The following is a 25,480-nucleotide window of genomic DNA, read 5'->3' as shown; positions in this document are numbered from 1 at the left end:
CCGTTTCACCGCCGGACGAGCCGGTCCCGGAGGGAGAAGCCCTCCGCCGCCACCTCGTCCGGACTCAGTTCGACGTCGCGGGCGAGGAGCTGCCGGGCCGCCAGGTGGTCGCCGGGGCGGTTGACGGATTCGACCGCCAGCAGGGTCGTACCGCCGAAGAGGAGGACGGAGAACCCGTCGGCGTCCTCTCCGAGCACGACCGCCGCGTCGTGGCCCTCGTCGAGTCCCGCGATCTGCAGGGTCGTGGAGAACTGGTCGCTCCAGAACCACGGCGTCTCGTCGTACGCGCGGGGCTCCCCCGTCAGCCGTTCGGCGACCAGCCGGGCGTGGCCCACCGCGTTCTGCACCGATTCGAGGCGCAGCAGGCTCCCGGAGCGTACGTGCGGGAACGCGGCGCAGTCCCCGACGGCCGAGATGTGCGGGTCGCCGGTCAGCAGCCGGGTGTCGACGGTGATGCCGCCGCCGACCCGCAGGCCCGCCGCCGCGGCCAGCTCCGTGCACGGGGTGGCGCCGACGCCGGCCAGGACCAGGTCGGCGGGCAGGCGTTGGCCGTCGGCCAGTTCCACGGCGCTCACCGCACCGAGGCTGTTGCCGTGCAGGGCGGCGACGTCCCGGCCGTACAGCAGCCGCGTGCCGGCGGCGCGGTGCAGCCGGGTGAAGTGCGCGGCGGTCCGCTCCGAGACCACCCGGGCCAGCGGTCGCTCCCGCGCCTCGACGACGGTCACCTCGCACCCCGACTCCCTTGCCACCGAGGCGAATTCGAGGCCGATGAACCCGGCCCCGACCACCACGGCGCGCCGCGCCCCGGCCAGGGAGGCGCGCAGCGCGGCGGCGTCCCGTGCGGTGCGCAGGGTGTGCACGCCGCGCAGTGAGGCGCCCGGTACGTCGAGGGTGCGTGCCCGTGCGCCGGTGGCCAGGACGAGGTGGTCGTAGTCGTAGTGGGAGCCGTCGGCGAGACGGACCGTGCGGGCACCCCGGTCGATGGCGGTCACGGTGCCGCCGACCAGGTCGATGCCCTTGCGCCCGTAGTACGTCACGGGCCGCAGCCACAGCTGCGACTCGTCCGCCTCGCCCTTGAGGTACGCCTTGGACAGCGGCGGACGCTCGTAGGGGAGGGTGTCCTCGGCGCTGATGAGGGTGATGCGCCCCTGGTAGCCGCGCTCGCGCAGGGAGGCCGCCGTCTGCTGGCCGCCCTGTCCGGCGCCGACGACGACCACGGACCCGGGGCGGGTGCGGGGCTCGTGGTGGAGGGGGGATTCGTGGGTCATCAGTTCTGCCGTTCCGGGAGGTGGACGATCAGGCCCTCCATGGGTCCGGTGACCTCCAGCTGGCAGCTCAGCCGGCTGTGCGGGCGGCGCTCGGCGACGGTGAAGTCGAGCATGTAGTCCTCGTTGGGGTTCGGTTCGGCGGGCTCCAGCTGGTGGAGCGACGCCTCGTCCACGTAGACGTGGCAGGTGGCGCACTGCGCGTTGCCGCCGCACTGGGCGACGATGCCGTCGATGTCGTTGAGCACGGCGCCCCGCATGACGCTGGTGCCCAGCGGCACTTCGGCGGTGCGGGCGGTTCCGTCGAGGGCGACGTAGGTGATTTTGGGCATGGCGGGACTCCTCACTGGCGTCCGGCCGCGCACGGGTGCGCACACCGCGGGCGGCTACGGGAGCGGCGCGGTGGGCGGTGGTGGCGGTACGGATGCCGGGCGGTGGAAACGGAACACGGGAGAGGCTGCCGCTGGTGCTGGGCGACCGGTGACCGGCGGCCGGTGGGGGACGCGACACCCCTGCCGACTCGCCCGCACCCGTGGGCCGTTCGGACACGCGAGGTCCGGGGCCGGGGTGCGGCAGCGGGCTGGAGCGTACCAGGGCCGCTGCCGCAACGCCAGGGCCGGCTGCGCGGGGTACGGGGGTTGCGGGACGGGTCCCGTGGACCGGCCCCGGTGGTTCAGCTCCGGTCGCGGGGCTGCTCGGAGGGCACGTGCGCCCGGTGGCCGCGCGGGTCGGGGAGGCGGTGCGTCATGAAGGGGATCGAGGTGATGAACTCCCGGAACTTCAGGGCGGCTTCGGAGAGGTAGCCCTCGCGGTTCCAGACCAGGGTGAGCACCCGGTGGCAGTGCGGCGCGTCCACGTGCACCCAGCCGACGGGGACGAACGAGGTGGTGCCGGCCCGGCGGGACACCGCGGGGATCAGGCCGATGCCGAGACCGGCACTGATCATGTCCTGGATGGCGGCCGGTTCGTTGCCCTCGCAGGACAGCCGCAGGGTGCGGCCCTCGGCGGCGAACAGCCGGTCCAGCAGGGTCCGTTGCCAGTGCCCGGTGCGGGTGGTGACGAAGGGTTCGTCGGCGATCTCGGGGATCGTGACGCTCTCCCGGCCGTCGAGCCAGTGGCCGCGCGGCACGGCGAGCAGCACCTCCTCGCGGGCCAGCTCGACCGAGTCGAGGTGCGACCCGGTCAGTGGCTGCGAGGCGACGCAGAAGTCGACCTCTCCGGCGCGCAGTTGGCGGTCCATCTCCGCCACGTTCGACTGGAAGAGGCGGACCTCGGCGCGGGGGTGCGCGGAGCGGAAGCTGCCGAGGACGTGGGTGATGGTCAGCAGGGTCTCGGAGGCCACGCTGACCCGCCCGAGCCCGCCGTCCCTGGCGTCGCGCAGGGCCCGGCGGCCGTCGTCCAGTTCGCTCAGCGCGCGGTCGACGTGGTGCAGGAACATCGCGCCGTACTGGTTGAGCCTGATCCGGCGGCCCTGCCGGTCGAAGAGCGGGGAGCCCAGTTCGGCCTCCAGCCGGGCGATGGTGCGGCTGACCGAGGGCTGGGCAACCCGCAGTTCCTCGGCTGCGCGGCTGATGTGCTCGTAACGGGCCACGACCTGGAAATAACGCAGCTGCAGCAGGTCCATGCGGGGGGGCCACCTCCACTTATGCCTTTGAAGTAATCGTCACATGGCAAAACCGGTCTTGGAACGCATAAGCAATTCTCCCTACCGTCTTCATCGGGGTCACCGCACGGGTGACGGGCCCGGAGGCCCGGCATCCGTACACGCGACGCGGTGACCCGCCCCTTCTTCCGACGGCTGCCACTCCGGTGTCCGCCCCTCCTCCCGCCGGCCGCCACTCCGGTGTCCGCCCTTCGTCCGACCACCCCTCGCACAGGAAGGTCGCCCCATGAGCGCTGCGGATCTGGCCCGACTCCAGTTCGCGGCCACGACCGGCATCCACTGGCTGTTCGTGATCCTGACCATGGGACTCGTCCCGCTGGTGGCGATCATGCACACCCGGGCCGCGTTCTCCCGTGACCCCGCCAAGAGAGCCCTCCGCGAGCGGCACACCCGCTTCTGGGGTCAGCTCTACGTCATCAACTACGCGGTCGGCATCGTCACCGGCCTCGTCATGGAGTTCCAGTTCGGACTGAGCTGGAGCGGGCTGAGCAAGTTCGCGGGCAATGTCTTCGGCGCCCCGCTCGCCCTGGAGACCTTGATCGCCTTCTTCGCGGAGTCCACCTTCCTCGGAATGTGGATCTTCGGCTGGGGCCGGCTGCGCCGGGGCGTGCACATCACGCTCATCTGGCTGGTCGCCCTGACCGCGTACGCCTCCGCGTACTGGATCATGATCGCCAACGGTTTCATGCAGCACCCCGTCGGTTACGAGGTCCGCGACGGCGCCGCCTATCTGACCGACTTCGCGGCCCTGCTCACCAACCCCAACGCCCTGCTGGCCCTGGCCCACATCACCCTCGCCGCACTGACCACGGGCGGTGTCTTCGTCGCCGGGATCAGCGCCTGGCACCTGCTGCGGCGCACCGGGGACACCGCGCTGTTCCGCGGTTCGCTGCGGCTGTCGCTGTGGGTCGCCGCCGTCGCCTCCTTCTTCGTGGTCGTCGTCGGTGACATGCAGTTCCCGCTGATCGAGCAGTTCCAGCCGATGAAGTGGGCCGTGGCCGAGGGCCACGACGTCGCCGAGGTGCAGGCGCAACTGGTGCGGCAGTACGGGCCCGGCGACTACGTACCCCCGCAGTCCTGGCTGCGGATCTCGCTGGACTCCATGACCCTCATCGGGAACACGGTGTCCACGATCACCCTGCTCGCCGCGCTCCTGCTGTGGAGGGACTGGCTGCTGCGCAGCCGTTTCCTGGTGCGGCTGATGGTGGTGATGATCCCGTTCCCGTTCATCGCCTCGGTGGGCGGCTGGGTCTTCCGCGAGGTCGGCCGCCAGCCCTGGCTGATCTACGGCGAACTGAAGGTCGAGGACGCGCTCTCCCAGGTCGGCCGGATCTCACTGGCCGTGTCCTGTGCGGTGTTCGTCGCCGTGTTCCTCGCTCTCGCGGTGACGAACTGGACGCTGATCACCCGCTTCGCCCGCCGGGGTCCGGCCGCCACCCAGCTCGGGGCCACCGAGCCGCCGGCGGACGACGCGAACGACCCGGACGGCACGGGCCGCCCACCGGGCAGCGGGCCGCCCGACGGCGGCAGGGACGCGAAAGAGCCGACCGCGCTCTTCTGAACCCCCCGCGCTCCTCCGAACCCCTGCCCCGGCCTCCCCTCACACCCGTCTCTCCACTCCCCCGTCCCTACTGCTGGAAAGTTGTGCGAGATGAGTCTGGCGACCTTCTGGCTGGCCCTCCTCGGCCTGCTCCTCGCCGGGTACTTCGTGCTCGGCGGCTACGACTACGGCGTACAGATGCTGCATCCCTTCCTCAGCGACAGGAAGGACCCCCGGCCGGCACCACGGTCCGCGTCCGGACCGCCGGAACCACGTTCCGCGCCCCGGAATCCCGCGCTCGACGCCATCGCCCCCTTCTTCCTCGGCAACGAGGTCTGGCTGGTCGCCTTCACCGGTGTCCTGTTCGGCGCCTTCCCCCACCTGGAGGGCACCCTGCTGTCCGGCCTGTACCCGCTGATCGTGGCGATCCTGGTGGGACTGGTGCTCGGCAACGCGGCCGTCCAGTTGCGCGGCCGGGCGCGCGGGGCGCGGGGGCGCCGCTGGTGGAACGCGCTGATCGTGTTCGGCGGCGTGCTGCCCGCGCTGTGCTGGGGCCTGGTCGTGGGCCTGCTGCTGCACGGGGTGCCGCGCCGGGCCGACGGGAGCTTCCACATCGGGTTCGGCGAGGTGTTCACCCCGTTCGTGCTGGCCTGCGGGGTGACCGCGGTACTGCTCTTCGCGGCGCACGGGGCGGCCTTCGTCGCCCTGCGCGCGGCACCCGAAATCGCCGCCGAGGCCGGGCGGTTGGGTGCCTTCCTGCTCGCCGCCACCGGCGCCGCCGGCGCCCTGGCGCTGCTGCTGACGCTCTTCGGGGCCGGGGCCTCGACGACCAACCCGGGCGTCGCTGCCGTGCTCGCGGCCGTGTTCGCGGCGGCGCTGGGGGCCGGCCGGTGGTGCCTGGCGCGCGGGCACCGGATCCCGGCGTTCGCACTCACGAGCTGTGCCGCCGCGCTGCCGGTGCCGCTGCTGGGGGCCGGCCAGTACCCGTACGTCCTGATCAGTTCCGCGGGCTCCGGTCTGACGATCCAGGAGGCCGTCACGGACGGGACCACGCTGAAGCTCCTGACCGCGTTCGGGGTCGTACTGATTCCGGTGATCCTCGCCTACCAGGCGTGGAGCTGGTGGGAGTTCCGGGGGCGTACCGGGCTGCGGCACCCCAGCTACTTCTGACCCCCGCGCACCGCACCCGCCCGAACGACGAGGAGGACCCCCGGATGAAGCCGGTCGAAGGCCGCCTGCTGAGCGAACTGCCCCTTCTGCGGCGCCACTTGACGCACTCGACCGTACTGGCGCTGCTGATCGCCGGGCTGGTCGTGGCCCAGGCGGCCCTGCTCGCGGCGATCCTCGCGGACGGCTTCGCCGGACACGGGGTCCGGCTCGCGCCGTCGGTCGCGCTGGGCGCCGTACTGGCCCTGCGCGCGCTGCTGACCTGGGTACGGGGCACACTCGGCCACCGCGCCGCCGCCGACGCGAAACGGGCGCTGCGCGACCGGCTCACCGACCGCCTCGGCCGGGAGGACCCGCTGCCGCTGTCCGCCGGTCGTCACGGCGAGACGGCCACGCTGCTCACCCGGGGGCTCGACGCCCTGGACCCGTACGTCGTCGGCCGGCTGCCCGCGAAGGCGGCGGCGGGCGTCGTACCGGTCGTGGTCGTGGCATGGCTGTGGTGGACCGACTGGACGTCGGGGCTGATCGTCGTGGTGACGCTGCCGCTGATTCCGGTGTTCGGCGCGCTGGTCGGGCTGCACACCGCCGAACGGACCGCCCGGCAGTGGCAGTTGCTGGCACGGCTGGGCGGCCACTTCCTGGACGTGGTGACGGGGCTGCCGACCCTGCGTGCCTTCGGGCGGGAGCGGCACCAGGTGGGCGTGGTGCGGGAGATGGCCGACGCCCACCGGCGGGCGACGATGCGGACGCTGCGCGTGGCCTTCCTCTCCTCCTTCGTCCTGGAGACGGTCGCCACGCTGTCCGTCGCGCTGGTGGCGGTACCGGTGGGCCTGCGGCTGCTCGGCGGCGAGGTGGATCTGCGGACGGCACTGACGGTACTGCTGCTGGCCCCCGAGGCGTACCTGCCCCTGCGCGCCCTGGGCGCGGCCTTCCACGAGAGCGCGGAAGGCCTGACGGTGGCGGAACGGGTCTTCGCACGGACGGAGGGGGAGGAGGAGCGGGAGGCGGGGACGAGGGCGGGGACGAGGGCGGAGTCCGGGACGGACGCGGGCGCGGGCGGCGTGGACGGCGCGGACGGCGCGGACCGCCGGGACATGAGCGGCCGGACTGTCAGCGGCCGGGGCGGCGCGGGCGGCGCTGGCGCCAGTGGCCGGTACGGGGCCGCGACCAGCACAGGACACGCGGGCGCGAGCCGCACAGGCGTAATTTTCCCGGGAGTTGGGGCGTTGCCCGCGCTGGCTCTGCGTCGCGTCACCGTCAGGTACCCCGGCCGGGCCGCACCCGCGCTCCGTGACGTCTCCCTCTCCGTACGGCCCGGAGAGCACCTGGCGCTGATCGGGCCGAGCGGTGCGGGCAAGTCCACGCTGCTGGCGCTGCTGCTCGGCTTCGTGGTGCCGGCCGCCGGACGGGTCGAGGTCGACGGCACCGGTGTCCTCCGCCCCGACACCGGCATCGGCCGCGGTCCCGGCGCTCCTCTCGACGCCTGGCGCTCCCGGGTGGCCTGGGTGCCGCAGCGTCCGCACCTCTTCGCGGAGTCCGTCGCGGAGAACATCCGGCTCGGCCGCCCCGACGCAACCGACGCCGAGGTGCGCGCGGCTGCCGTTGCCGCGTCCGCCGACCGCTTCGTCGAGGAACTGCCGCAGGGGTACGACACCCCGCTCGGCGAGCACGGGGCCGGACTCTCCGCCGGTCAGCGCCAACGCATCGCACTGGCCCGCGCGTTCCTCAAGGACGCGCCGGTCCTGCTCCTCGACGAGCCCACCGCACACCTCGATCCGGAGAGCGAAGCGGCGGTGACCCGGGCCACGGTCGCGCTCATGCGGGGCCGTACGTCCATCGTGGTCGCACACCGCACGAGCCTGCTGGCCCACGCGGACCGGGTGGTGACGGTCCGGGACGGCCGCATCGCAACGGCCGGGGAGTGCTCCGAGTTCGGGAATGCGTACGGCCCGGCCGTGGCCGTACGCGGCCCGCAACCGGCCGCACCGGGCCCTGCCTCGCACCTCTGACGGCCCCCGGGGCCGCCGAGGGCTGCCGCCCACCTTCCCGCCGGAAAGGCTGACGTCTTCATGTCCCTCCGCACCGCCTCCCCCACCCTCCGCCTGCTGGGCCACCTCCTTCCCCACTGGCGCCGGCTGCTCTGCGGCGCGCTCGCCGCCGCCGGCAGTGAGCTGGCCGCCGTGGCGCTCATGGGCACCGCCGCATGGCTGATCACGCGGGCCGCCGAACAGCCGCCGCTCGCCTCGGTGGCGCTCGCGATCGTCGCCGTGCGCGCGCTGGCCCTGGGGCGCGGGGCGCTCCGTTACGCGGACCGGCTGCTCGGTCACGACTGTGTGCTGCGGGCCGTCGCCGACTTCCGCGCCCGCATCTACGCGGCGCTGGTGCCGCTCGCGCCCGCCGGACTGCCCGCGTTCCGCAGCGGCGACCTGCTGACCCGTCTCGTCGACGACGTGGACGCCGCCCAGGACCTGCTGCTGCGGATCCTCATCCCGGCCTCGGCGGCCACCGTCGTCGCCGTGACCGCCACCGCCACCGCCACCGTGCTGCTGCCCGGGGCAGGTGTGCTGCTGGGGCTGTCGCTGCTGCTGTCCGGGCTGCTGGTGCCGTTCCTGGTTCTGACGCTGTCCCGCCGCACCGGCCGCAAGGAGAAGGCGGTACGGGCCGAACTCGCCGCGCTGACCCTGGACTTGACGCGTGGTGCGGCGGACCTCGCCGCGTACGGGGCCCGGGGGAGGGCCGTCGCGCGGGCCCGGCGGCGTACCGCCCGGATCGCCGTGCTGGAGCGGCGCAAGGCCCTGACCACGGCGGCCGGTTCCACCGCCGTACTGCTGCTCCAGGGCGGGGCCACGCTCGGCGTCACCTGCCTCGCGCTGCGTGCGCACGCCGCCGGTGCGCTGCCCGCCACGCACCTCACCGTTCTCGCGGTCCTCGCCCTGGTCTCCTTCGAGTCCCTCGCGGCACTGCCCGCCGCCGCCCGCCGACTGGCCGAAGTACGGCACTCGGCACGGCGGTTGGCGGATGTGCTCGACACCCCTCCGCCGGTGGCGGATCCGCCCGCCCCGGCGCCGCTCCACGTCCGGGGGCCGCTCGGTGTGGAGGTCACCGGGCTGCGGGTGCGTCATCGCGCCGGAGGGCCGGCGGTGCTGGACGGGGCGAGCCTGTCGCTGCCGCCAGGACAGCGCGTCGCGCTGCTGGGCGCCAGCGGCTCCGGCAAGTCGACCCTGATCGCGGCGCTGATGCGGTTCGTACCGTACGAGGCGGGAAGCATCCGCCTCGTCCCGGGCCGGGGCGGTGACAGCGACGGCAACGGCAACGGCAAGAGCGACGGGGCGCTCGACCTCGCGGACCGCAGCGGCGCCGATGTCCGCCGGGTGATCACCGGCATGACCCAGGACGCCCATCTGTTCCACACCACGATCCGCGCGAACCTGCTGCTCGCCCGGCCGGGCGCCACGGACGCCGAACTGCGCGGTGCCGCCCGCCGGGCCAGGCTGCTGGACTGGATCGAGTCGCTGCCGGACGGCTGGCACACCGTTCTCGGTGCGGACGGCGCCACGATGTCGGGCGGCCAGCGGAGCCGGCTGCTGCTCGCCCGCGCGCTGCTCGCCGACCCGCCGGTGCTCGTCCTGGACGAACCCACCGAGGGGCTCGATCCGGACACCGCCGCCGCCGTGCTCGGCGATCTGCTCGACGCGACCCGGGGGCGCACCACTCTGCTGGTCACTCACGACCGGGCGTGCCTCGCCGCCGCCGACCGGATCGTGACGCTCGACGGCGGCCGGATCCGCCCGGCGACGGCGGACGATCTCGACACCCCCGCCGCCCCCGCCCCGGCGGGCAGTGCGGGACCCACCGAGAGCCCATCTCCGGACCGGGTTCAGGCCGGGTCCGCCGCCGCCCCGTCCTGACCGGCGGGCCCCGGAGAGGCCCCGTGCCCCCGAGCCTCCGGGACCGCCGTGTCGGATAGGGCCGCCGGGGAGACCTGGCGTTCGAAGAAGGTGTCCAGGACCACGGTCACCTGTGTTCCGCTGACGCCGTCGATGGCGTGCACCCGGCGCAGTACGTCCTGGAGCCGGCCGGTGGTGTCCGTCCTGACCTTCAGCAGCACCGACGCCCTGCCCGCGATGATGTGCGCCTCCAGCACCTCGGGGAGCGCGGCGAACTCGGCGGCGCTCTCGCCCATCCAGGACGTCGAGTCGACCATCACGTAGGCGAGCACCCCGGCGCCCACCGCCACCGGGTCCACCTCTACGGCGGTGCGTCGGATGGCGCCGCGCTCGCGCAGTTTCCGTACCCGCTCGTGGGCCGCCCCGGCGGAGAGGCCCACGGCCCTGCCGAGTGCGGCGTAGGACTGGGTGGCGTCCTGCTGAAGTTGGGCCAGCAGCTCCCGATCGACCTGATCCACAACACTCCATTCGAGTTAACCTTGCGCCAACCATATGTGATCCAGCAGTATCAAGGCACAGCCGAAGCAAATTCGGCCGACGGAACGGTCTGCGCGACGTGGGCCGTGCACGACGCGGACCTGAACGACGCGGACTTGAAGACGCGGACTCTGGACGACGTGGACGGGGAGAACCAGCATGACCAGTGAGAGCCCGGTGCTGTACGAGCAGTTCGACGAAAGGTTCCGCACCGGCCGTTGCATGAACGGCGATGCCTCGCTCGAAGTCCTGTACTCCGGCTGCCGGTGGGCCGAGGGACCGCTCTACGTGCCCGCCTGGCGGCAGCTGATCTGGAGCGACATCCCCAACGACCGGATGCTGCGCTGGGACGAGGAGACCGGCGCCGTCTCCGTCTTCCGCCGCTCCGCCGGGCACACCAACGGCAACACCCTCGACCGCGAGGGCCGGCTGATCACCTGTGAGCAGGGCAACCGGCGGGTCACCAGGACCGAGCACGACGGCACCCGCACGGTGCTGGCCGACCGCTGGCAGGGCAAGCGGCTGAACAGCCCGAACGACGCGGCGGTGAAGTCCGACGGCTCGATCTGGTTCTCCGACCCGGACTTCGGCATCACCAGCGACTACGAGGGCTTCCGCGCCGAGAGCGAGATCGGCGCCAACAACGTCTACCGCATCGACCCGGACAGCGGTGAGGTGCGCCTGGTCGCCGACTGCTTCGGGGCTCCGAACGGCCTGGTCTTCTCGGCCGACGAGCGGCAGCTGTTCGTCTCCGACACCCGCGCGGGCGTCATCCGGGTCTTCGACGTGCGCGAGGACGGCACCCTGTCGGACGGCAAGGTCTTCGCCGACGCCTCCGGCCGCGCGGGCGCCCGGTTCGACAACCTGCGCTTCGACGACGGGGGCAGGCTCTGGGCCGCCGCGATGAACGACGGCGTGCACTGCTACGACCCGGACGGCACCCTCATCGGGCGACTGCACGTCCCGGAGACGGTCGCCAACATCTCCTGGGGCGGCCCCAAGCGCAACCGTCTCTTCATCGCCGCCGAGACCAGCGTCTACTCCGTGGTCATGGGCGTCACCGGCCTGCACCCGGCCGGTCCCGGCCACCGCCCCTGGCCCGTCCCGCAGCCCTGACCGAGCCCTCGGTTCCGGGCAGCCCCCCCGGCCGCGCGGCGGCGGCCCCCGCCCGTCGCCCCGGCTACTCCGCGTCGATGCCGGAGAGCGCCGCCGGCCCCATCGGCGCGGTGTCCCCGGTCAGGCCCGCGGCCTCCAGCGCCCGCGTCGCGATCCTGCGGGCCTCGGCCTCGGCCTCCTTCGTGGTGGCCGCCTGCACTTCGAGCCGGATGACGAAGGTCGAGTTCTCCTCGTCGAGGGTGAGCCGGTCCAGGTCCTCGGTCTCCCCGAGGGTGGTGTGGCGGGGGTCGGCGGGGCTCAGTTCACGCAGCAGCTGCGCGTGCCCGGCGGGCGTGAGCTTGCCGAGGAGCGTTCCGGGCAGGGTGACAACGTAGGTGGTCATCCTGGCAACGTACCCGGGCAGCGCGGGAGGAATCGTCGGAAACGTCCGCGACCGGGTGGCGCAGCGACACGGCCCGCCCGGGAGACCGGGTGGCGTACCGACGCGGCCCGCCCCGGACCCCCGCGGAGGGGTCCGGGGCGGGTGTGCCCGGCGGGAGCGGCTGCTGCCGGTGTGCCGGTCAGCCGAACTGGCCCGGCTGGTAGTCGCCGGCCGGCGTCTGGTTGATGACGTTCAGCCGGTTGTACGCGTTGATCAGCGCGATCAGGCCGGTCAGTGCGGCGAGCTGGTCCTCGTCGTAGTGCTTGGCCGCGTTCGCCCAGGCCTCGTCGCTGACGCCGCCCGAGGCGTCGGCGATCCGGGTGCCCTGCTCGGTGATTTCCAGCGCGGCACGCTCGGCGTCGGTGAAGACGGTGGCCTCGCGCCAGGCGGCGACCAGGTGCAGCCGCACCGAGGTCTCGCCAGCGGCGGTGGCGTCCTTGGTGTGCATGTCGGTGCAGAACCCGCAGCCGTTGATCTGGCTGGCGCGGATCTTCACCAGCTCCTGCGTCGCGGCGGGCAGCCCCGACTCGTGCAGGACCTGACCGATCGCGTTGAAGTGCTTGACGACCTTGCCGGCGAGCGGGCTGCCGAAGAGGTTGAGACGGGCTTCCATGGTGGGCTCCTCTGCCGTTGTCGTGCGGTGACACCCCTCTGACGGACCGGCCGCCGCGGACGTGACATGCCCGAGTGTGACCTGCGTCACCTCTCCTGGGCGGCCGTCCCGGTCAGCCGCGCAGCTCCGTCACCCGCAGGGACGGGGCGGCGGCGATCTCCGCCCGGGTGAAGCGCTCGGCGACCCACTGCTTGCGGGAGAAGAGGCGGGTCTGGTCGGAGTAGTGGGGCGAGGCGGGGTTCGAGGACTGGCCGTAGGTGAGCAGCGTGTGGGTGCGGGGGCCGTCGGCGGTGAGTTCGGTGGCCATCAGGAACGTGCTGCCGAACGCGCCGCCCGGCGGGTTGCCCGCGCCCGAACCGGGGCTCGCCTCGACGACGTTGAAGCAGCCCTTGTTTCCGGTGCAGCCGGGCAGCGGCACTCCGGCCCACTTCTGGGTGACGCCCGTTCCGGCGTCGACGGGGATGCCGCGGGCGGCGAAGTCCTGCACGGCGTCGGCGAGGGCGCGCGGCACCCGGGCGTCCGCGCCGTTGATGCCGCGCGGGGTGGTGAGGGGGTGGGCCGGGTCGTAGGGGACGCGGTCCCAGTCGTAGGGCCGCCCCGCGTTCCTCAGCTGGTCGTAGAAGGCGGACCAGAGGGCGGCTCCCCGGCTGCGGATGTCGGCCCGGGTGTCCCAGCGGGCGAGGGTGTCGCAGGCCCGGGTGACGTCCACCGGTGTGCCGTCGGTGGCGGTCGGGCGCGGATGGGCGCGGCAGGCGCCGACCACGTCGTCGCGGCCCGTCTCGGCGGAGAGCACCCGGTTGCCGAGCATCGACTCGCGCAGGGTCCGCCCGGTGAAGCCGGGGGCGCCGAGTCCGTCGGTGCCCGCGCGCCGCTCGGCGATCATGCGGAGCCCGAGCTGGGCCCGCTGGCCGAGCCGCGCCTCGGTGTCGTACGTGCCGGGGATGCCGGTGACGGGCGCCGCCGGGTTGGTGTACATCGGGCCGTTGTTGGAGTTCGCGACGTAGTCGGTGCGCTCCAGCCTCGGCTGGCGGGCCGGGCCGACGACGCCCGGCACGAGTGCGTCCGGGTCGGTGCGCCAGTCGCAGCCCGCCGTGGAGCCGTCCAGTGCGTTGGGCCCGTCCTCGGTGCCCGGCAGGGCGCACTTCTTGAGCTGTTCGTCGCTGAGGTTGGCGACGAGGGAGGAGTCGGTGAAGGAGGTGGAGCCGCTGGTGTCGGCGGCGAGGGTGTACGTCCAGGGGTTGCCCTGGTACGTCTGCTGGGCGGTGCGCAGTCCCGCGAGGTCGCGGGCCTTGGCCATGGCCAGCCAGCCGTTCATGGAGCGGAGGTTCTCGGCGTTGGCGTCGCGGAAGGCGTACGCGGTGGTGGCCGTCCAGCCGAAGGCCATGACGGGGCCGTGGCGCGAGGTGTACAGGGTGCGTTCGACGGTCGACAGCTTGCCGTCCGCGCCGAGGACGGTGACCTTGACCGTGCTGCGCTTCATCGGCTCGGTGCGGCCGTCCACGACGTAGCTCGTCGGGTCGCCGGGGGCGAGCTTCAGCGCGTAGAAGGTGCCGTGCTGGGCGTCGCTGGCGGTGTGCGTCCAGGCGAGGGTGCGGTTGTGGCCGATGGCGACCAGGGGTGTGCCGTAGAGGCTGCCGCCGGAGACGTCGAGGGTGCCGGGGATCGTCAGGTGCACCTGGTAGAAGCGGAAGAGGCCGCCGACCCAGGGCAGGTGCGGGTTGCCGAGGACCATGGCGTTGCCGCTCCGGGTGGCGTCACGGCCGAGCGCCCAGCCGTTGCTGCCGAATTCGGCTGCCACGGCACTCGGGCGGGCGGGGGTGCGGGGTGCCGCGGCGGTGCTGCCGCCCGCGGCCGTCGGGGGTTTCGCGCTGCCGATGTCCGGGGCGAGCGGGATGGTTCCGGTCGCGCCGTTGACGTCGTACACGAGGTTCCACAGGTCGAGTGCGGTGATCGGCCGCGCCCAGGGTTTGCCCTTGCAGCGGGGGTCGGGGAGCCGGTCCGTGCCGGTGTCGCGCAGATAGCGGTTGTACCCGGCGGCGTACCCCTCGACCATCCGGCGCAGTTCCGCCGTCGGACCGAGCGGCGCCCCGCTGTCGAGGAGCCGCCGTACGGTGCCCGCCTGCCGCCGGCCCTGGTAGTACGTGTCGCTGTCCAGGTTCCGGGTGCCGTCGGCGGACTTCTCCCCGGGGCCGAAGAACCGGGAGCGCTCGCCCCGGGTGGTCACGACCCGGTCGGCGAGTTCGCAGGCGTTGTCCTGGGCGAACGCGAAACCGTAGCCGTAGCCGAGGCCGCCGAAGTCCCGGGCCTCGACATGGGGGACGCCGTACTCCGTCCGGCTGATCCGGGCGCTCAGGCCGGCTTCGCCGAGGGACCCGGCCGCCGTGGCGCCGCCCGTTCCCGCCGCGACGGACGCGGGTGCGGGGAGCAGGGCCACGGTGGCCGATGTGACGCAGAGCGCGGCCACCAGGACCGCCAATCTGCCGGACAGGGAACGTGTTTGACGTTTCGTCACTTCTTTGGGTCGGGTCATGTCCGCCACCCTCCCGAAGCGGGCCCGGGTCCGCATCGGGCAGTCGCCTGACATTTCGCGCGGGCATCAGACCAGGGGCGTCATCCCGTGGTCGCATCCGGCACCCCGCAGAGCGCCGCACCCCGCAGAGCGCCGCACCCCGCAAAACGCCACACCCGGCACCGGCCCGCTCCGGTGCGTCGCCCCTCCCCGGCCCCGTTCGCTCAGGGCACCAGTACCAGCTTGCCCTTCGCGTGTCCCCCGTCGCTGATCTCGTGGGCCTTGGCCGCCCGTGCCAGCGGCAGCACCTCCGCCACCCGTACCCGCAGCGTTCCCCCGGCCACCAGGCGCGCGTGCTCGGCGAAGACCGGCAGCGGGTCCGTGGAGGACCTGGCCGAGAAGGCAACCTTGTGCTCGGCCGCAGCGACGAAGTCGCCGACGGTGACGATGCGGTCGGTGGTGCCTCCGCGCAGCGCGATCGAGTCGGGCAGCGCGCCTCGGCCCGCCACGTCGAAGACCGCGTCCACGCCCTGGGGGGCCACCTCGCGGACCCGCCGCACGAGCCCCTCGCCGTACGTCACCGCGAGCGCGCCCAACTCGCGCAGATGGGCGTGGTTGGCGGCCGAAGCGGTGCCGACGACCCGCACCCCGCGCGCCACCGCCAACTGCACGGCGAACGAACCGACCGCCCCCGCGGCCCCGTTGACCAGCAGCGTCTCGCCCTCGGTCACGCCCAGTTCGGTCAGCACCCGGTGCGCGGTCTCGCCCGCGACGGGCAGCGCGACGGCCTGCTCCCAGCTGAGCCCGGCAGGCTTCCGCACCACCTCGGAGGCCACCGCGTACTCGGCGTACGCGCCGCTGGACGCCCAGCCGAACACCTCGTCGCCGACCGCGAACCCGGTGACGCCCGCGCCGACCTCGTCGACGACGCCCGCCACGTCCAGCCCCGGCACGAAGGGCAGTTCGACCGGCATGACCTGCTGCATCAGACCGGCCCGGAGCTTGCTGTCGACCGGGTTCACCCCGATCGCCGCCACCCGCAGCCGCACCTGCCCCGGCCCGGCGTGCACGTCGGGAACCGTGACCTCCTTCAGCACCTCGATGCCGCCGAACTCCTCGACCACGATCGCTCGCATCGTCATTCCCCTTCGTCCCGCTCCTCGTCGTGCGGCCGGGCGTCGCGCTCCGGCCCCTCCCGCCACTCGGCGGCGGGTGCTCCCCAGCCTTCCCGGGGCTCGGCGCCGACCGGGCCGTCCCTTCGGACAGTTCGCCCTGTCCGAAGGGACGGCCCGTCCCCTCCCCCGCGTACGTACGCTGGCGGCATGCAGGAGACCCGCCGCTTCGCGCCCGCCGACCCGTCCGCCGTCCGCTCCGCCGGGGCGGCGCTCGCCGTGTCCGCGCGGATCCTCACCGGTCCGCTCCCCGAGCTCCAGCAGCGCATGTCCGAGGCGCTGCGCGACCTCGTGCCGCACCGGGCGGTCTCCGGGCTCGCCACGCACTGCGCGCACTCGCCCGTCACCGCGTACGGCGAGGAGGCGCTGACCGCCCCGGTCACCGCCGCCGAACTCGACGCCGTCGCCGCCACAGTCCCGGTCGGACACCCCTGGCAGGGGCGGGCCCTGCTGGCGGGCGCCGAGCACCCGGTGCTCGCCGTCAGCAGCATCGCCTCCGGACCCCGGCCCACCCTGTTCGTCCTGGTGCGCCCACCGCACGCGCCGCACCTGGACGCCGGGACCACCGCCTTCGTACAGGCGCTGTGGGACCTGGTGACGGCCCACCTGGACCGGGTGGCCATCGAGTCGCCGCCCGGGATGATCTCGCAGTCGCGGGCGGTCGCGGGCGAACGGGCGCGCGCCATCGCCGAGTTGAGCGACACCCAGGCGACCGCGCTGACCGGGCTGCTCGGCGTGCTGCGCAGCCGCACCCTGGACGACGCGTCGGCACGCGCGCGTGCCACGACTCTGGCCGTGGACTCCCTGGTGGAGCTGCGGGCGGTCGCCGAACGGGACCAGGAACTCTCCGAGGAGCCCGCCCGCCGCGCCTTCGACCGGCTCGCCGACTCGCTGCGCCCGCTGCTGCGGCACGGCCCGGCCCGCCTCGAACTGGCCCCGCCCGCCGACGACCGGCCCCTGCCCGCCGATGTGACCCGGACGGCGCGGGCGGTGGTGCGCGCGGTACTGCTCACCGTGCTGGAGCAGGAGCCGGTGCACCGGGTGCAGGTCGGCTGGCAGGTGGACCCGGCGGCGGCCGAACTGCGCGCGACGGTACGGGACGACGGGCCCGGCCACGTCGCCCGCGAGGCGTTCGCGGTGCGCAGGGTCGAGGAGCGGCTGGCGGCGCTCGGCGGGCGGCTCGCGGTGGACGCGGTGCCCGGCTGGGGCACCACGGTGACGGCGGTGCTCCCGCTGGGCGCCCCGGAGGTGACGGCCACCGACCCGCTCGCGGTGCTCGGCGCGCGGGAGCTGGAGGTGCTGGCCGCCCTGGCCAGGGGGCACCGCAACCGGGCCATCGCCGAGAGCCTGCACATCAGCGAGTCGACGGTGAAGTTCCACGTCACGAACATCCTGAGCAAGCTGAGCGTGGGGACCCGCGGGGAGGCGGCGGCGCTGGCGCACACGCTGCACGTGGTGGCCTGAGGCGGCCGGCTGTCAGTGCTCCGCTCTACGGTCGGCCCCATGCCACCGCAGCCCCAGCCTCGCCCGCCGCGCTCGTACACCGCCTTCTGGACCAACGGCCTCTGCCGCGAACTGGCCCGCGAGGGCTACGGCGGCCTGCGCCCGACCATCCTGTTCGGCGGCCCGTACACGTCGATGCCCGGATTCGTGCGGGCGGGTGTGCGGCCCGGCGACCGCATCCACCCGGTGCGCGTGCACCGCGCCGAACTGCATGTGCTCGGCACGATGGAGGTCGCCCGGATCGTCCCGTACGAGGACGCCGGAAGCGTGCTGGCCGACGAGGACTACGCCAAGCTGCTGTTCTGGCGCTCCCTGAAGACCAACAGCGTCACCGAGGTCCTCCTCGGCCCGCCGGGCGCGCCGCTCACCTTCGACAACCCCGTCCCGCGCACCGTGCTGGAACGTCTCACCTACACCTCCGACCGGCGCGGCGACCGCGGCGTGAAGTTCCTCGCGGAGGGCCGCCTCACCCGCCCGCACAGCGTCCAGGGCATCTACCGGCTCGCCCCGCACTCGGCGGCGGACCTCGACGCGCTGGTCCGCGACAGGCACCGGCGGCCGGACGCCGCCGCGCGACAGGCGGCGGGGGTGTACCTACGCCCCGGTCCGGGGTGCACCCAGGCCGCTTCCCCGGCGGCGCGCCGCTTCGTAGCGTACGGACATGCCGATCACCGACAAGTCCCCTGATCTGTCGTACGGTTCACCCGCCCGGCGCCGACGCCGCGGCCTTCTCGTCTACTGCGCTCTCGCCTGGCTGGGCATGTGGGTGGCCATGGCGCCGCTCCTGCTCGCCGGCTTCCGGCGCGGTGACGCGCGCGAGGGCACGGGGCTGCTGGAGGAGGTGTGCATCGGGGTCGCGATGCTCGCCCCGGCGCTGGCCGCGCTGTTCGTGGTGCGGTACGTCGAGCGCGACCCCGGGGTGCGGGTGCGGGACGCGCTCGCCCTGCGCCTGCCGAGACCGTGGGGGCGCGGGGTGCGGGCGTGCCTGGCGGCCGTCGCGGTGCCCGCCGGGCTGACGACGGCGGCCCTCGCCGTGGGCACGCTCGCCGGCAGTTACCCCTTCGGCGGCTTCGCCCCGGACGGGCTGGGCGGCTGGGCCCTGTCCGCGGTCCTGGGCATGGTGCTGTCGCTGCCGCTGTTCTTCGGCGAGGAACTCGGCTGGCAGGGCTACCTCTTCCCCCGGCTCGTCGGGGGCGCCGGCACCGCGAGCCTGGTGCGGGCGTACCTGCTCACCGGTACGGCCTTCGCCCTGTGGCACCTGCCCACCCTGCTGATGGGCGGTCAGTACCCGGGGCGCCCCTGGTACGTCTCGGTGCCCGCGATGGTGGTGAGCTGCGTGCTGGTCCTGCCGGTGTTCACCTGGCTGCGGCTGCGCTCGGACTCCGTGGTGCCGGCCGTCGTCGCTCATGCCTTCACCAGTTCGGTGAGCGTGGGCATGGTCGGGCGGTTCGCCGGACCCGGCGCGGAGCTGGACCCGCTGCACATGGCGCTCAACGGGTGGCCCGGCTGGGTCGTACTGGCCGCCTTCGTCGCCTTCCTGGCGCTGACGGGCCGCCTGCGCCCGGCCGCACACCGGGGCGGGCCGGGGGTGGCCCCGGGCGGCAGCGGCCCACTAGGGTCCGGGTAAGCGTTCGCTCAGGCAGCCGGGCCGCCGGGCGGGAGGCGTGCGCGGCAGAGACCGGCGCGGGCGGGCTCGCCGCACCGGAGGCCGCCGCGGAGGCGGTTGCCGCAGGGAGAAGCGTCCCGGAGGAACAGGAGCAGTACGTGCCGGTCATCGATGCGTGGATGCAGCACCCCACGGTCCGTCACCAGAACCACGAGATGCTGGAGTCGCTGCGCCGGTGGACCGGGCTGGGGCTGCTGGAGGAGCCGCTGCCGGTGCGGGCGACCGTCGAGGCGATGGACGCGGCCGGTGTCGAGATCGCGCTGTCCTCCGCCTGGTACGGCCCCCAGGGGCCGCTGATCAGCAATGACGAGGTGGCCGGGTTCGTCGCCGGGTCGAACGGGCGGCTGCGCGGGGTCGCGGGCGTCGATCTGACCCGGCCGGTGCGGGCGGTGCGCGAGCTGCGGCGCGCCGTGGACGACCTCGGGTTCGTCGCGCTGCGCCTGGTGCCGTGGCTGTGGCAGCTGCCGCCCACCGACCGGCTGTACTACCCGCTGTACGCCGCCTGCGTCGACCTCGGCATCCCGTTCTGCACCCAGGTCGGCCACACCGGGCCGCTGCGGCCCTCGGAGACGGGCCGGCCGATCCCGTACATCGACCAGATCGCCCTGGACTTCCCCGAGCTGACCATCGTGTGCGGGCACATCGGCTACCCGTGGACGACCGAGATGATCGCGGTGGCCGACAAGCACGTCAACGTGTACATCGACACGAGCGCGTACACGGTCGAGCGCTACCCGCGCGAGCTGGCCGAGTACCTGCGCGGCCGGGGCCGCCGGAAGGTGCTGTTCGGCAGCAACTACCCCATGATCACACCGGCCCACGCACTGGAACACCTCGACGAACTCCAACTGGACGATGAGGCGCGGGAGTTGTTCCTTTCCGGCAACGCGCGGCGGGTCTTCGACCTCTGATGCACAACGCCCCCGACCGGCACCGCGAGTCCGGTGCCTGGCTGACGCGGGCGGAGCACCGCGCGGACGTACTCGCCGGTCCGGCGGCTCCGCGGGCACTGGCCGGACGCTCGGCCCCGGCGGACCGCTCCGACGCGGCGTACGCACCCGGGGAACGGACCCGGCGCCTCGGCAGCACGTACTTCCGGGGCGGCCCCTACCGGGCCGACCGGGACTGACCCGGCCCCTCCCCCGCACCGGGCCGCGAGCTCCCGCACCCATCCCCCGTACACCCGCTCCCACCTGCGCGGAAACTCCCTCGCCCGCCTCCCACCGCCGTCCTATCCTCAGCGCATGACGACGCACTCCGAACCGTCCACCCGTCCGGTGCCGGCCCATCCGCCGAAGCCCGCCCCCGGTGACCGCATCGCGGTCCTCTCGCCCGCCTCGGGGCTCGCCGGGATCCTCCCGATGCCGCACGACCTCGGGCTGGAGCGGCTGCGCACGGAGTTCGGCCTGGAGCCGGTCGAGTACCCGACGACGCGGAAGATGGGCGCCACGCCGCAGGAGCGCGCCGCCGACCTGCACGCGGCGTTCGCCGACCCGACGGTCAAGGCGGTGATGGCGACCATCGGCGGGGACGACCAGATCACCGTACTGCCCTTCCTGGACCGGGAGTTGCTCCGCGCGAACCCCAAGCCCTTCTTCGGCTACAGCGACAACACCAACCTCCTCCTGGCGCTGCGCAACCTGGGCATGGTGAGCTACCACGGCGCCTGTGTGATGGTCGAACTGGGCCGTCCCGGCGCCCTGGACCCGCTGACCGCCGAGTCGCTGCGCGCGGCCCTGTTCACCTCCGGCCCGTACGAGCTGCGCCCGGCCGGCCGCTTCCGCGACACCGACCGGGACTGGGCCGACCCCGCAACCTTCACCGCCGAGCCGGAGACCCGCCCCGGCGCGGGCTGGACCTGGCACGGTCCGCGGAAGGTGGTGGAGGGGCGGGCCTGGGGCGGCAACCTGGAGATCCTCTCCGGGCTGCTGATGGCCGACCGCGAGATCGAACGGGACCCGGCGGCGTACGAGGGGGACGTCCTCTTCCTCGAAACCTCCGAGGAACTGCCCTCGGCGGAGACCGTGTTCCGCATCCTGCGCGGCATGGGCGAACGCGGGATGCTCGCCCGGTTCCCCGCCCTGCTGATGGCCCGCCCCAAGACCTGGTCCCTCGACCGCCGCAACTCCCCCCAGGAGAGCCTGGCCTACGCGGCCGGACAGCGCGAGGCGGTCCTGCGCGCCCTCGCCGCGTACGCCCCCGGCACCCTCGCCGTGTTCGACGTGGACTTCGGCCACACCGACCCGCAGGTGGTGATCCCGTACGGCGGCGAGGTACGGGTGGACGGCGTGGAGCGGCGGATCACGGTCACCTACTGATACGGCAGCACAGGCCGGTCGGGGCCCTCGGGCAGGTCAGGCCTGGATGCGGCTGCGCAGGCCGGTGAGGAGCCAGGTGAAGACGGGCGCCAGGTCCGGCGGCACCGGCCAGCCGTTGATCCGCGCGAGCAGGTGCCAGTAGCGCTCCGCCCGGGGGTCCATGCCGACCTGGATCCGGTCCGCCATCCAGATCCGCAGGGCGGCGTCGTCGGGGCGGGCGAAGGTCTCGGCGTAGCGGGCGCTCAGCCTGTCCAGGACGGGTGCCGCGCCGGGCGACTCGGGGTCGATTCCGGCGGCGAGCGCCGCGCCGACCCGCTCCCGGACCGTCTCGGTGAGGTCGTGGTGCAGGCCGGTGGTGTCGCCCTCGGAGCGCTCTGCGGCCTGCCGCTCCACCATCCGGCGCACCGCGGCGCGGAAGTCCGTGTCCTGGCACAGCTCGGCGAGTTCGACCCACGCCTCCACCTGCTCGGGCGTCGCGTCGTCGGGCAGCCGGGGCATCGCGGAGCGCATCATGGCGACGAACTCCGGGTTGGCGTCGAGGCCGCCGAAGACGTCGTCGAGGAAGTCGGTCACCAGCCGCTGGCGTTCCTCGTCGGAGAGTTTGGCGAGTCTGTGCATGAGATCCAGCTCCTTCGTCGTGGCGCCCCGCCTGGCCACCGCACGCAGCACCGACTGCCTCAGTCGCAACGTGCGTATCTGCACTTCCAGGGCGTCGGCGTGGGCCGCCGCCATCTCCGGTACGGAGACCTCGTGGTCCAGGACCTTGCGGACCGCCGCGAGGTCGAGACCGAGTTCGCGCAGGGTGCGCACGAGGTCGAGCCTGGTGAGCGCGTCGATGTCGTACAGCCGGTAGCCGGCCGGGCTCCGTTCGGTCGGCGGCACGATGCCGGAATCGGAGTAGAACCGGATGGCCTTGACCGTCAGCCCGGTCCGCCGGGCCAGGTCACCGATCGCGTAGAGCGTGTCGCCGTTCATGTGCACAGCCTGGCGTCTCCCCATGGGGGAGACACAAGCACCGGGCAGCGGAAGTCACCGGCTTCCCGGACGGAGAGGAGAGGGGCGCGTACGCCGCCGGACAGCGAGAAGGCGCTGCCGGAGTGTCCGGCAGCGCCTTCTCGGGGTCGGGGGGCGGCGGGCCCGTGGTGGGACCGGCTCAGCGGTTTCCGCCGTCCTTCGCCGCCTTCTCCGCGTTCTTCTCCTTGATGCGCACCGTCTCCTTGCGCACCTCGGACTGGGTGGCGCGCTCCTTCTGGAGCCACTCCGGGTTCTCGTCCTTGAGCGCGTCGATCTGCTCGGTGGTGAGCGCCTCGGTCACGCCGCCGCGGGCGAGGCCGGAGATGGAGACGCCGAGCTTGTTCGCGACGACCGGGCGGGGGTGCGGACCGTGGGTACGCAGGTCCTGGAGCCACTGGGGCGGATCGGCCTGGAGTGCGGTCAGCTCGGCGCGCGAAACGACACCCTCCTGGAACTCTGCGGGGGTGGCTTCGAGGTACACACCCAGCTTCTTCGCCGCGGTGGCGGGCTTCATGGTCTGGGTGCTCTGGTGCGACGTCATGGCTCCAGGGTATCGAGCGTGCGCGCGACCGCTGACCACACCGCCGGGCGGCGGCCGTGCCCCCGGCCGGTAATCTGGCCACGTGACAGGCTCGGAAGCACCCTCTTCGACATCATCGTCCCCGGCGTCGGACGCGGCACCGCAAGTGGCCCCGGCGGCTCCTGCGACGCCCGCGTTCCGGCTCGCGTACGTCCCGGGCGTGACGCCCGCGAAGTGGGTGCGGATCTGGCACGAGCGGCTGCCCGACGTACCGCTGGCCCTCGTCGCGGCGAGCCCCGCGGAGGCGTCCGGGCTGCTGCGCGACGGCGGCGCGGACGCCGGTTTCGTCCGGCTGCCGGTGGACCGTACGCAGCTCAGCGCGATCCCCCTCTACACGGAGACCACCGTCGTCGTGATCCCCAAGGACCACGCGATCACGGCCGTGGAGGAGGTACCGGTGGCGGAGCTGGCCGAGGAGCTGGTCCTGCATCCGCTGGACGACACCCTGGACTGGGAGCACCCGCCCGGCGTGGCCGCCAAGGAGCGCCCGGCCACCACCGCCGACGCGATCGAGCTGGTGGCGGCGGGAGTGGGGCTGTTGGTCGTACCGCAGTCGCTGGCCCGGCTGCACCACCGCAAGGACCTCACGTACCGGCCGCTGACGGGCACCGACGAGGTGCCGGTCCCGGAGTCGCGGGTCGCGCTGGCGTGGGCGCGGAGCGAGGACGGTGAGCCGCCGGAGCTGGTGGAGCACTTCATCGGGATCGTCCGGGGCCGTACGGTGAACAGCACCCGGGGCCCCTCGCTGCCGGCCGCCCAGCAGAAGGCCCCGCGCAAGGGCAAGGGCGGCGGCTCGCCGGAGAAGGGGAAGTCCACGGCGAACAGGTCCGGCCGGGGCTCGCGCGGTGCGGGCGGCGGCGCCAAGGGCGGCAAGGCCGTGGCCAGGAACAGCACCAAGGGCGGCGCCAAGGGCGCCAACCGCCGGGGCAGGCAGGGCCGCTGATTCGCGGGGCGGGCCGGGGAAGCCTGGTCGAGGCCGCTGGGCCGGGGGGCCGGGGCCCGGGGAACGTCGGGGCCCCGCCCCGTTCCGATGCCGCCCCGCACGGCATCGCCCGCTTCCGCGGCGCATCGCCCCGCCCCTCCGGTCAGCCCAGGCCGACTCCGCGCAGTACCAGGAAGAGACCCACGGTCGCGTTGAGCGCCGAGAGGGTGGACGCGGCCGTGCCCGCCGCGGCCACCAGGGCGGCGACGCCCGCCCGGGTGAGGGCCGACGGCCAGCCGTGCGCCGGCGGCACCGGTCCCAGCAGGGCAGCCACCCGGCGCGGCACCGGACCCGCCTCCGCGAAGGCGGCCAGACCGGAGAAGACCCGGCCGCCGGCCACGCCCCGGGACGCCACCAGTGCAGCCTTGCCGACCGCGCGGGCCGTCGTGCGCCGGTCGCCGGTGGCGCGGGCGGCCTCCTCGTCGGCCCACCGCTCGGTACAGTAGCCGACGACCCCGCGCAACGGCCGCAGCAGCGGGTTCGCGCAGGCCGCCAGCCGTACGAGGAGCAGCAGCCGGTGGTGGTGGCCGTGGAGGTGGGCGCGTTCGTGGGCGAGGAGGGCGTGGCGTTCGGTGTCGGTGAGGGCGGCGAGCATGCCGGTGGAGACCAGGATGCGCCCGGTGCGGGAGGCGCCCCGGGCGGACGAGCCGGGCAGGGCGTACGCGTACGGGCTGTCGTCGCCGAGCACGGCGACCTCCGAGGACGTCCCCAGACCGGCCAGCGCGCGGTGCGCCCGGGTGCGGTAGCGGCGGTCGCGGAACAGGGCGACCGCCCACGCCGTCACGACCCCGGCCAGCGCGACGATGGAGAGCTTTCCGGCGATCTCGTCGCCGGGCACCGCCGCGCGCACCTCGGGGTCGGACCAGCTGTCGGGCAGCGGGTTGCCGGGCAGCTGCGCGGTGCCCACGACCACCAGGAGGCACAGGCACACGGTGCTGCACACGGCCAGGATCACCGCCACGGCCGTCAGCAGACGCGCCGCGGTACGCGGATGCAGATGCTGCTCGGCGAGCCGCGCGATGGGCAGAGCGGTCAGCGGCAGGATCAACGGCAGGAAGACGAAAACGCCCATCGGCTCAGCTCTCCGGCCCTTCGGACCCGTCCGCCGAACCCTCACCCAGCAGCGTGCGCAGCAGCCGCTCGTCGTCCGGCGACAACGCCGAGACGAAACTGGAGAGCACCGCGTCCCGGTCGTCCTCCCGGTCCAGCAGCTTGCGCATCCGCAACGCCACCAGCCCCGCCCCGTCCGCCACCGGCGTCCACTCGAAGGACCGCCCGGCACGCGTCCGCGTCACCGCCCCCTTCTCGTACAACCTCGTGAGAATCGTGATGACAGTGGTGTAGGCGAGGTCGCCGCCGAGCTGTTCCTGCACCCGTGCGGCGGTCACCGGTCCTTCGGCCGCGCCGAGTGCGGCCAGCACCTGTGCCTCCAGCTCGCCCTGGCCGCGCCTGCGGTCGCGCGGACGCGGACCCTCCGTACCACTCGTGCCGTCGGTCATGCCCGGCGTCCCCCTCTGCGGTGCACCT

24 protein-coding genes are annotated in these 25,480 nt (G+C 73.8%); 12 read left to right on the top strand and 12 right to left on the bottom strand.

Going from position 1 to position 25,480, the window contains the following annotated elements; genetic code table 11:
• Window positions 1-5: 5 nt before the first annotated feature.
• The 3 genes from ACFYVL_RS04155 to ACFYVL_RS04145 form a co-directional block, all read right to left on the bottom strand.
• Window positions 6-1,268: an NAD(P)/FAD-dependent oxidoreductase gene (locus ACFYVL_RS04155; protein ID WP_389241213.1), complete on the bottom strand. Its 1,263-nt coding sequence runs from the start codon at window positions 1,266-1,268 to the stop codon at window positions 6-8.
• On the bottom strand, window positions 1,268-1,597 hold the full coding sequence (locus ACFYVL_RS04150) for a 2Fe-2S iron-sulfur cluster-binding protein (RefSeq protein ID WP_389241212.1): 330 nt from the start codon (window positions 1,595-1,597) through the stop codon (window positions 1,268-1,270). Before ACFYVL_RS04150 ends, ACFYVL_RS04155 begins: the two co-directional genes overlap by 1 nt.
• 341 nt (window positions 1,598-1,938) lie before the next feature.
• Window positions 1,939-2,889: a LysR family transcriptional regulator gene (locus ACFYVL_RS04145; protein ID WP_389241211.1), complete on the bottom strand. Its 951-nt coding sequence runs from the start codon at window positions 2,887-2,889 to the stop codon at window positions 1,939-1,941.
• Window positions 2,890-3,154: 265 nt separating this feature from the next.
• Between ACFYVL_RS04145 and ACFYVL_RS04140 the strand changes: the two genes are divergently transcribed.
• The 4 genes from ACFYVL_RS04140 to cydC all read left to right on the top strand — a co-directional run bounded on the left by ACFYVL_RS04140 (window position 3,155) and on the right by cydC (window position 9,543).
• Window positions 3,155-4,489, top strand: coding sequence for a cytochrome ubiquinol oxidase subunit I (locus ACFYVL_RS04140; protein ID WP_389241210.1), 1,335 nt, complete (start codon window positions 3,155-3,157; stop codon window positions 4,487-4,489).
• Window positions 4,490-4,579: 90 nt separating this feature from the next.
• Window positions 4,580-5,638: a cytochrome d ubiquinol oxidase subunit II gene (locus ACFYVL_RS04135; protein WP_389241209.1), complete on the top strand. Its 1,059-nt coding sequence runs from the start codon at window positions 4,580-4,582 to the stop codon at window positions 5,636-5,638.
• 44 nt (window positions 5,639-5,682) lie between these two features.
• The gene (gene cydD / locus ACFYVL_RS04130; protein WP_389241208.1) at window positions 5,683-7,644 is read left to right on the top strand and encodes a thiol reductant ABC exporter subunit CydD; all 1,962 of its coding nucleotides are present in this window, start codon (window positions 5,683-5,685) and stop codon (window positions 7,642-7,644) included.
• A gap of 60 nt (window positions 7,645-7,704) precedes the next feature.
• Window positions 7,705-9,543: a thiol reductant ABC exporter subunit CydC gene (gene cydC / locus ACFYVL_RS04125; protein ID WP_389241207.1), complete on the top strand. Its 1,839-nt coding sequence runs from the start codon at window positions 7,705-7,707 to the stop codon at window positions 9,541-9,543.
• On the opposite strand, the gene ACFYVL_RS04120 is transcribed toward cydC, so the two are convergent.
• A complete protein-coding gene (locus tag ACFYVL_RS04120) occupies window positions 9,513-10,040 on the bottom strand; it encodes an Lrp/AsnC family transcriptional regulator (RefSeq protein ID WP_389241206.1) in 528 nt (175 codons plus the stop codon). The genes cydC and ACFYVL_RS04120 overlap by 31 nt on opposite strands.
• Window positions 10,041-10,218: 178 nt before the next feature.
• On the opposite strand from ACFYVL_RS04120, the gene ACFYVL_RS04115 reads away from it, so the two are divergent.
• Window positions 10,219-11,175 (top strand): SMP-30/gluconolactonase/LRE family protein, encoded by a 957-nt coding sequence (locus ACFYVL_RS04115; RefSeq protein ID WP_389241205.1) that lies wholly within the window; start codon window positions 10,219-10,221, stop codon window positions 11,173-11,175.
• 64 nt (window positions 11,176-11,239) lie between these two features.
• Here the strand turns inward: ACFYVL_RS04115 and ACFYVL_RS04110 are convergent, their stop codons facing one another.
• The 4 genes from ACFYVL_RS04110 to ACFYVL_RS04095 all read right to left on the bottom strand — a co-directional run bounded on the left by ACFYVL_RS04110 (window position 11,240) and on the right by ACFYVL_RS04095 (window position 15,854).
• Entirely contained in the window at window positions 11,240-11,557 is a 318-nt protein-coding gene (locus ACFYVL_RS04110; protein ID WP_389241204.1) for a hypothetical protein, read from the bottom strand.
• Between the two features lie 178 nt (window positions 11,558-11,735).
• Entirely contained in the window at window positions 11,736-12,209 is a 474-nt protein-coding gene (locus ACFYVL_RS04105; protein WP_389241203.1) for a carboxymuconolactone decarboxylase family protein, read from the bottom strand.
• Window positions 12,210-12,321: 112 nt separating this feature from the next.
• Entirely contained in the window at window positions 12,322-14,739 is a 2,418-nt protein-coding gene (locus ACFYVL_RS04100) for a penicillin acylase family protein (protein WP_389241202.1), read from the bottom strand.
• Between the two features lie 203 nt (window positions 14,740-14,942).
• Window positions 14,943-15,854, bottom strand: a complete 912-nt coding sequence (locus ACFYVL_RS04095; protein WP_389241316.1) for an NADP-dependent oxidoreductase — start codon at window positions 15,852-15,854, stop codon at window positions 14,943-14,945.
• A gap of 186 nt (window positions 15,855-16,040) precedes the next feature.
• On the opposite strand from ACFYVL_RS04095, the gene ACFYVL_RS04090 reads away from it, so the two are divergent.
• The 6 genes from ACFYVL_RS04090 to ACFYVL_RS04065 all read left to right on the top strand — a co-directional run bounded on the left by ACFYVL_RS04090 (window position 16,041) and on the right by ACFYVL_RS04065 (window position 21,377).
• A complete protein-coding gene (locus ACFYVL_RS04090; protein ID WP_389241201.1) occupies window positions 16,041-17,354 on the top strand; it encodes a LuxR C-terminal-related transcriptional regulator in 1,314 nt (437 codons plus the stop codon).
• A 39-nt stretch (window positions 17,355-17,393) separates the two neighbouring features.
• Window positions 17,394-18,080, top strand: a complete 687-nt coding sequence (locus ACFYVL_RS04085; RefSeq protein ID WP_389241200.1) for a hypothetical protein — start codon at window positions 17,394-17,396, stop codon at window positions 18,078-18,080.
• Entirely contained in the window at window positions 18,055-19,020 is a 966-nt protein-coding gene (locus ACFYVL_RS04080; protein ID WP_389241199.1) for a type II CAAX prenyl endopeptidase Rce1 family protein, read from the top strand. The genes ACFYVL_RS04085 and ACFYVL_RS04080 overlap by 26 nt, the downstream gene beginning before the upstream one ends.
• A gap of 137 nt (window positions 19,021-19,157) precedes the next feature.
• Window positions 19,158-19,970: an amidohydrolase family protein gene (locus ACFYVL_RS04075; protein ID WP_389241198.1), complete on the top strand. Its 813-nt coding sequence runs from the start codon at window positions 19,158-19,160 to the stop codon at window positions 19,968-19,970.
• The gene (locus tag ACFYVL_RS04070) at window positions 19,970-20,188 is read left to right on the top strand and encodes a hypothetical protein (RefSeq protein ID WP_389241197.1); all 219 of its coding nucleotides are present in this window, start codon (window positions 19,970-19,972) and stop codon (window positions 20,186-20,188) included. The genes ACFYVL_RS04075 and ACFYVL_RS04070 overlap by 1 nt, the downstream gene beginning before the upstream one ends.
• Before the next feature lie 115 nt (window positions 20,189-20,303).
• Complete coding sequence (locus ACFYVL_RS04065; protein ID WP_389241196.1) at window positions 20,304-21,377, top strand: S66 peptidase family protein; 1,074 nt, start codon at window positions 20,304-20,306, stop codon at window positions 21,375-21,377.
• 36 nt (window positions 21,378-21,413) lie between these two features.
• On the opposite strand, the gene ACFYVL_RS04060 is transcribed toward ACFYVL_RS04065, so the two are convergent.
• Both ACFYVL_RS04060 and ACFYVL_RS04055 read right to left on the bottom strand, forming a co-directional pair.
• A complete protein-coding gene (locus ACFYVL_RS04060; RefSeq protein WP_389241195.1) occupies window positions 21,414-22,352 on the bottom strand; it encodes a MerR family transcriptional regulator in 939 nt (312 codons plus the stop codon).
• Between the two features lie 178 nt (window positions 22,353-22,530).
• On the bottom strand, window positions 22,531-22,932 hold the full coding sequence (locus tag ACFYVL_RS04055; RefSeq protein ID WP_389241194.1) for a DUF5997 family protein: 402 nt from the start codon (window positions 22,930-22,932) through the stop codon (window positions 22,531-22,533).
• A gap of 199 nt (window positions 22,933-23,131) precedes the next feature.
• Between ACFYVL_RS04055 and ACFYVL_RS04050 the strand changes: the two genes are divergently transcribed.
• Entirely contained in the window at window positions 23,132-23,914 is a 783-nt protein-coding gene (locus ACFYVL_RS04050) for a LysR family substrate-binding domain-containing protein (RefSeq protein WP_389241193.1), read from the top strand.
• 142 nt (window positions 23,915-24,056) lie between these two features.
• On the opposite strand, the gene ACFYVL_RS04045 is transcribed toward ACFYVL_RS04050, so the two are convergent.
• Window positions 24,057-25,025: a M48 family metalloprotease gene (locus tag ACFYVL_RS04045; protein ID WP_389241192.1), complete on the bottom strand. Its 969-nt coding sequence runs from the start codon at window positions 25,023-25,025 to the stop codon at window positions 24,057-24,059.
• Window positions 25,026-25,029: 4 nt separating this feature from the next.
• Window positions 25,030-25,452, bottom strand: a complete 423-nt coding sequence (locus ACFYVL_RS04040; protein WP_389241191.1) for a BlaI/MecI/CopY family transcriptional regulator — start codon at window positions 25,450-25,452, stop codon at window positions 25,030-25,032.
• Window positions 25,453-25,480: the final 28 nt, after the last annotated feature.

The organism is Streptomyces sp. NPDC004111 (assembly GCF_042874215.1).
GTDB lineage: Bacteria > Actinomycetota > Actinomycetes > Streptomycetales > Streptomycetaceae > Streptomyces.
This window is presented reverse-complemented; position numbering and strand designations above follow the sequence as displayed.